We start from the raw sequence: 5,842 nt of genomic DNA, 5'->3' as shown, positions 1-5,842 counted from the left end.
CCCCCATCTCGTACCGGGCGATGAACACCATCCCGGAACACTGGATCCCGTTCATCCCGGTGCGCGTGCCAGGCGACAACCGCGAAATCCAGCTCCAGCGCGCCGCGATGCCCAGCGTCGTGGACGGCAAGCCCGTTCCCGCGCGCACCACTCTCCTCCGCTACGGCTTCGACGCAGGAAAGCAGTACTTCGTCAACGAAGAGGAAGTCCCACAAGCGGGCACCCGCCTCTCCGTGGCCTTCAACCGGACCCGCTGGCGGGACGGCCGCGTCGTCCTCTGGCTGAGCGCCCACCGCGGCACAGGCCGAGGCGAGGCTTCAAGCGGCCTCCGCTTCGACACCCTGCTGGACACCCCGACGACACCTGCCGCCGGTTGATTCAGCCGGTGCCGCTGTTGGGCGGGCTGGGGTCGCGAGGGCTCACCAGGCCGCTCTGGTAGGCGAACACGACGAGCTGGGCACGGTCGCGGGCGCCGAGCTTGGTCATCGCCCTGCTGACGTGGGTCTTGGCCGTGGTGGGGCTGAGCACCATCGTTTCGGCGATCTCGTCGTTGCTCAGCCCGTGGGCGACCAGCGCGACGACTTCGCGTTCCCTGTTGGTCAGCGGCTCCATTCCCGCCGCGGCCAGCACGTCCGGTGGCCGGGCGACGAACTCGCTGATCAGCCGGCGGGTGACCGAGGGAGACAAGAGCGCGTCGCCGCGGTCGGCCACGCGCAGCGCCTGGAGCAGCTCGGCGGGGTGGGTGTCCTTGAGCAGGAAGCCGCTGGCGCCGGCGCGCAGCGCGCGGAAGATGTACTCGTCCAGCCCGTAGTTGGTGAGGATGACGACGCGGACGCCGGCCAGCCGCGGGTCGGCGACGATCTGCCGGGTCGCCTCGATGCCGTCGAGCACCGGCATCTGGATGTCGACCAGCGCGATGTCCGGGCGGTGCTCGGCGGCCAGCGCGATCGCCTGCCGCCCGTCGGCGGCCTCGGCGACCACGTCGATGTCGTCCTCGGAGTCGAGCAGCGACCGGATCCCGTTGCGGATCAGCACCTGGTCGTCGGCCAGCAGGACACGGATCATGCCGCCGCCCGGATCGGCAGTTCGGCGCGCACCCGGAAGCCGCCGCCCTCGCGCGGCCCGGCGTGCAGGCGGCCGCCGAGCTCGGCGACCCGTTCGCGCATGCCGATCAGGCCGAGGCCCTGGCCCGCCGATGGGGAGCGGGTGACGGTGCCGTCGTTGTCCACCTGGACGATCAGCTCGTCCGGCCCGTAGCGCACCTGGACCGTGGCGCTCGCGCCCGCGGCGTGCCGCGAGACGTTGGTGAGCGCCTCCTGCACGATGCGGTAGGCGGCCTGGTCGACGTCGCGCGCGAGCGGGCATCGCGCGCCGGTCACCGTCACGGTGACCGGCAGCCCGGCCGTGCGCGCCCGCGCCACCAGGCTCTCCAGCTGGCCGAGGCCGCTGCCCTGGCCGTTCTCATCAGCGCGCAGCACGCTGAGTGTGGCCCGCAGTTCCCTGGCGGCGTCCGCGCCGGCCTCCTGGATCGCCAGCAGCGCGGGCGGCACCTCCTCGCCGCGCTTGCCCGCCAGGTGCACCTCGACGCCGGCGTGCAGCTGGATCACCGAGATGCTGTGCGTGAGCGAGTCGTGCAGCTCCCGGGCGATGCGCAACCGCTCCTCGACGGCCCGGCGCCTGGCGGCCTCGTCCTTGGTCCGCTCCGCCTCCTCGGCGCGCTGCTCCACCTCGCGCAGGTGAAGCCGCCACATGTGGGCGGTGACGAGCATGACGCCCGCGGAGATGAGCCATCCGGCCCCGTAGAGCCTCCGCAGGCCGCGATCGGTACGCATTCTCCGAGGATACGGACCGGTTCCGCGGGCACATCCTCCCCCGGGACCCATTGCCGCCTACTCCCGCCGTAGTACACGGGCGGGCGGCTCACTCCCCGCTGAGCAGCAGAAAGATACTTCCTGGACCCGACGACCGAAGGCCTGCGGGGTCGGCACCATCGTCCCCATGACACAGATATCGAGCAGCGAACGTCCCTCAGCAACGCTGGACACGGTCGCGGAGGTGCTGAGGCCGGGGGACGACGGCTACCCCGAGGCCGCGGCGGTCTTGTTCGCCGGCGGCACGCCCGACCTGGTGGTCCGTCCCCGCGACGCGGCCGGGGTGGCGGCGGCGCTGCGCCACGCGGCCGACACCGGGCTGGCCGTGACGGTGCGGTCCGGCGGACACAGCATGGCGGGGCTGAGCACGAGCACCGACGGAATGATCATCGACACGCGGCGGATCAACGATGTGCGCCTGCTGGACCCGGCCTCCGGGCGGGTGCGCGTCGGCGCGGGCGCGACCTGGGGCGCGGTGGCCGCCACGCTGAGCCCGCACGGGCTGGGGCTGACCGCGGGTGACACCAGGCAGGTCGGCGTGGGCGGGCTGACGCTGGGCGGCGGCATCGGCTGGATGGTGCGCCGGCACGGCCTCGCCATCGACAGCCTGGCGGCGGTCCAGCTGGTCACCGCGGACGGCCGGCTGATCGGCGCGGACGCCGTCGAGCACGCCGACCTGTTCTGGGCGCTGCGCGGCGGCGGCGGCAACTTCGGCGTCGCGGTCGGCTTCGACTTCATCGCCCAGCCGATCACCACCGTGCATTTCGGAACGATCAGCTACCGGAGCGGCGACCTGCCGGGACTCATCGCCGGCTGGCGCGACCTGATGCGGGCCGCCGACGAGAAGCTGACCACGACGCTCAGCTTCATGCCGGCGATGCCGGGGCATCCCGCGGGCATCACGCTGACGTGCTGCTACGCCGATTCGGACGCCGACGAGGCGGAGCAAGCGCTGCGCCCGTTCCGAGCACTCGCCCCCCTCGTCTCCGACACCATCAAGGCCATGCCCTACGCCGACGTGCTGGAGGATGTCGGGCCGCTGCCACCCGGACTGCGCATGGAAGTGCGCAACACCTTCTTCAGCACGCTCGACGACACGCGCGTCGCCGCCGTCGACGCCTTGTTCACCGGCGGCGGAGCGGCGCTCTCGCTACGCAGCATGGGCGGCGCCGCCGCACGCGTCAGCCCGGACGCGACCGCCTTCGCCCACCGGGACGCCGAAGTCATGGCGGCGGCCGCCTTCCTGATCCCCGACGCCGCACCGCCCGGGCTCCTGGACCAGGCGTTGCACCGGTGGTCGCAGGTGAGCGCCCTGGGCTCGGGCGCCTACGTCGGATTCCTCGGCTCGGCCGAACCCGCGGACGTCGCGGCGGCCTACCCGCCCGACACCTACCGGCGCCTGGCCGCGGTCAAACGCCGCTACGACCAAGCCAACGTGTTCCGCCGCACCCACAACGTCCTCCCCGCCTAGCCCTGCCTGTTCGGGCTTCCGCACGAGGAATGACCAGGTGGTTACCTGCTCGTTGGGGTGGGTGCCGCGTCGAGCGGGCGGTTGGGGATCTCGTGCGGGGGGTCGAGGTAACCGGAGGCCTGCATGAGGAAGAGGGCCGCGTACCTTCCCTTGCGCGCCATCAGCTCGTCGTGGGTGCCCTGCTCGACGATGGCGCCGCCGTCCATGACGTGGATCCGGTCGGCGCTGCGGACCGTGGAGAACCGGTGCGAGATCAGCAGCACCGTGCGGCCCTTGAAGAGGTGCCGGATGTGGCGGAACAGGCGTTCCTCGGCCTCGGGATCGAGGGCGGCGGTCGGCTCGTCCAGGATGACGAACGGCGCGTCGCGGTAGAACGCGCGGGCGAGCGCCAGCCGCTGCCACTGGCCGCCCGACAGGTCCTCGCCGTCCGTGAACTCCTTGCTCAGCACCGTCGCGTACGCGCGGGGGAGGGCCGAGAGGAAGTCGTGCGCGCCCGCCTGCCGGGCGGCCCGGATGATCTCGCCGTGGTCGGCGGGCCGGTCCGCCCGGCCGAACGCGATGTTGTCCACCGCGGGCAGCTTGTAGCGGACGAAGTCCTGGAAGAGCACGGCGGAGACCTCGCGGAGCCGCGCCGGATCGGCCAGCGGAGCGTCGTCGAGCAGCAGCGTCCCCGCGTCCGGGCTGTAGAGACCGGCGAGGATCTTGGCCAGCGTGGTCTTGCCGGAGCCGTTCGGGCCGACCAGCGCCACGATCTCGCCGGCGCGCAGCGTCACGGTCACGTCGCGCAGCGCCGGACGCGCCGAGCCAGGGTAGGTGAACGCGATGCGTTCGGCGTGCAGGCCCCGGAAGCCCGTAGGCGGAGGCTGTGCGGGACGCTCCTCGGCGCCGGGCGCCGTGAAGGTCCTGAGGTCCTGAAGGTAGAGGACGGTCTCCGCCATGGTGCCCATCAGCCCGCCGACCATCTGGATGCGGGTGGACAGCAGCCAGAGCCCGGTCAGCGCGGCCAGCGCGGTCGGCAGATCGATGAAGCCGCCGCCCATCAGCCACCAGATCGCGCCGACGACCGCGATGATCAGCAGGTCGCCGGCGAGGCGGGCGCCGATCTTGCGCCGCAGGTGGCGGCGCTGGGTGCGGACGGTCCCGTCGATCTCGCGCTCGTACGCGGCGTCCCAGCGGCCCCGCAGCAGCGGCCCGAGGCTCAGCGCGCGGACCTCCTTGGCCTCCTCCCGCCCGGTCATCAGGCGCTCGAAGTACTCCCGGACGCGGCGGTTCTCGGCCAGGTCGTAGTGGAGGCCGTAGGTGGCGTTGCGCTCGGCGCGGGCGGCGCGCATCGTGGGGATCGCGCTGAGCACGGCGAACGGCAGCAGCCACCAGGCCATCGCGATGAACACGGCGCTCACGGCCAGGGCGGTGAGCAGCGCCTGCAGCACCGCGACCAGCGTGGTGATCACGACCACGGGCTGGCCGCGGGAGGCGAACACGGCCCGCTGCAGGCGGTCGTGGAACACGGGGTCCTCGAACCGGGGCAGGTCGGCGCGGACGGCGCCGCGCAGCACGAGCGCGATGACGTGGCGGTCCATCCGCACGCCGAGTATCCGCCGCCGCGCCGTGGTGACGGCGTCGAGGATCCCGCCCACGGTGCGGAGCGCGACCAGCACCCCGAGGCCGGCGAGGACGGACGAGGCATCCGGCGACCGCATCCCGCCCCCGCCGGAAACGTCGCCCGCCAGCGCGGCCCGCAGAACCAGAAGGCTCATGCCCAGGCCCAGCGCGCCGGCGAGCTGGACAGCCACCAGCGTCAGCAGGGAGCCGCGGTCGGCCTGCCAGCCCAGCCGCACCGCGAGGGCCGCGGACCGCGACAGGTTCAGCAGCCCGGCCGCCGCCTCGTCCCGCTTGGCGGTCACCGTCTCGTCCCGCTTGGCGGTCACCATCGCGCCATCCAGGCGCGGTGCTCCTCGGCGACGGCGCGGTGCGTCTCCCGGTAGCGGTACTCGTGCCCCTCGAACGGCAGCAGGACGAGCCGGGCCCGCCCGCCCGCGGCCAGGATCGCCCGGTAGAGCTCCACGGACTGCTCGGGCGGGGTGGCCGGGTTGCCGTCGTCGGAACCGTGGACGAGCAGCACCGGCCGGTCGATCAGGTCGGCGAAGTGCAGGGCGCTGAACGCGTGGTACAGCTCCGGGGCCGCCCAGTAGAAGCGCTTCTCGTGGTGGAACCCGGTGGGTGTCAGCGTGCGGTTGTAGCAGCCGCTGTGGACGACGGCGGAGACCAGGTCGGGGACGTGCGCGAGGGCGTAGAGGGCCAGGGTCGCGCCGAAGCTGTGGCCACCGACGGCGACAGGGCCGTCCCAGTGCTTCCTGGCCGCTTCCACGGCGCCGATGATCTGCGCGTGCAGCAGGCCGGGCGTCGCGTCGGCGGGCCAGTACAGCGGCAGATCCAGGATCGCGACCGGATGACCGGCTTCGTCCAGGTCGATCGGGGCCGCGCACGGGGCGTCGGCGTC

6 protein-coding genes are annotated in these 5,842 nt (G+C 73.0%); 2 read left to right on the top strand and 4 right to left on the bottom strand.

Annotation, left to right across the window (positions count from 1 at the left end; genetic code table 11):
• The coding region (locus E1264_RS39180) for a hypothetical protein (RefSeq protein ID WP_207936829.1) at window positions 1-377 on the top strand (377 nt) is incomplete at its 5' end.
• Window position 378: 1 nt separating this feature from the next.
• On the opposite strand, the gene E1264_RS39175 is transcribed toward E1264_RS39180, so the two are convergent.
• Window positions 379-1,065, bottom strand: a complete 687-nt coding sequence (locus E1264_RS39175) for a response regulator transcription factor (RefSeq protein ID WP_132182073.1) — start codon at window positions 1,063-1,065, stop codon at window positions 379-381.
• Window positions 1,062-1,832, bottom strand: a complete 771-nt coding sequence (locus E1264_RS39170) for a sensor histidine kinase (protein WP_243711445.1) — start codon at window positions 1,830-1,832, stop codon at window positions 1,062-1,064. Before E1264_RS39170 ends, E1264_RS39175 begins: the two co-directional genes overlap by 4 nt.
• A gap of 166 nt (window positions 1,833-1,998) precedes the next feature.
• On the opposite strand from E1264_RS39170, the gene E1264_RS39165 reads away from it, so the two are divergent.
• Complete coding sequence (locus tag E1264_RS39165; RefSeq protein WP_132182069.1) at window positions 1,999-3,342, top strand: FAD-binding oxidoreductase; 1,344 nt, start codon at window positions 1,999-2,001, stop codon at window positions 3,340-3,342.
• A gap of 41 nt (window positions 3,343-3,383) precedes the next feature.
• On the opposite strand, the gene E1264_RS39160 is transcribed toward E1264_RS39165, so the two are convergent.
• On the bottom strand, window positions 3,384-5,273 hold the full coding sequence (locus E1264_RS39160; protein ID WP_132182067.1) for an ABC transporter ATP-binding protein: 1,890 nt from the start codon (window positions 5,271-5,273) through the stop codon (window positions 3,384-3,386).
• Window positions 5,267-5,842 (bottom strand): prolyl oligopeptidase family serine peptidase (locus E1264_RS39155; protein ID WP_165964613.1); only part of this gene is annotated, 576 nt, incomplete at its 5' end. The genes E1264_RS39160 and E1264_RS39155, both read right to left, overlap by 7 nt.

Origin of the sequence: Actinomadura sp. KC216 (assembly GCF_004348535.1) — a bacterium.
In the GTDB taxonomy this organism is placed as follows: Bacteria; Actinomycetota; Actinomycetes; order Streptosporangiales; family Streptosporangiaceae; genus Spirillospora.
This window is presented reverse-complemented; position numbering and strand designations above follow the sequence as displayed.

Excerpts from the sequence above, each read along its gene's own strand:
- E1264_RS39175 (WP_132182073.1), bottom strand. The coding sequence starts at position 1,065 with ATGATCCGTGTCCTGCTGGCCGACGACCAGGTGCTGATCCGCAACGGG.
- E1264_RS39170 (WP_243711445.1), bottom strand. The coding sequence starts at position 1,832 with ATGCGTACCGATCGCGGCCTGCGGAGGCTCTACGGGGCCGGATGGCTC.
- E1264_RS39165 (WP_132182069.1), top strand. The coding sequence starts at position 1,999 with ATGACACAGATATCGAGCAGCGAACGTCCCTCAGCAACGCTGGACACG.
- E1264_RS39160 (WP_132182067.1), bottom strand. The coding sequence starts at position 5,273 with ATGGTGACCGCCAAGCGGGACGAGACGGTGACCGCCAAGCGGGACGAG.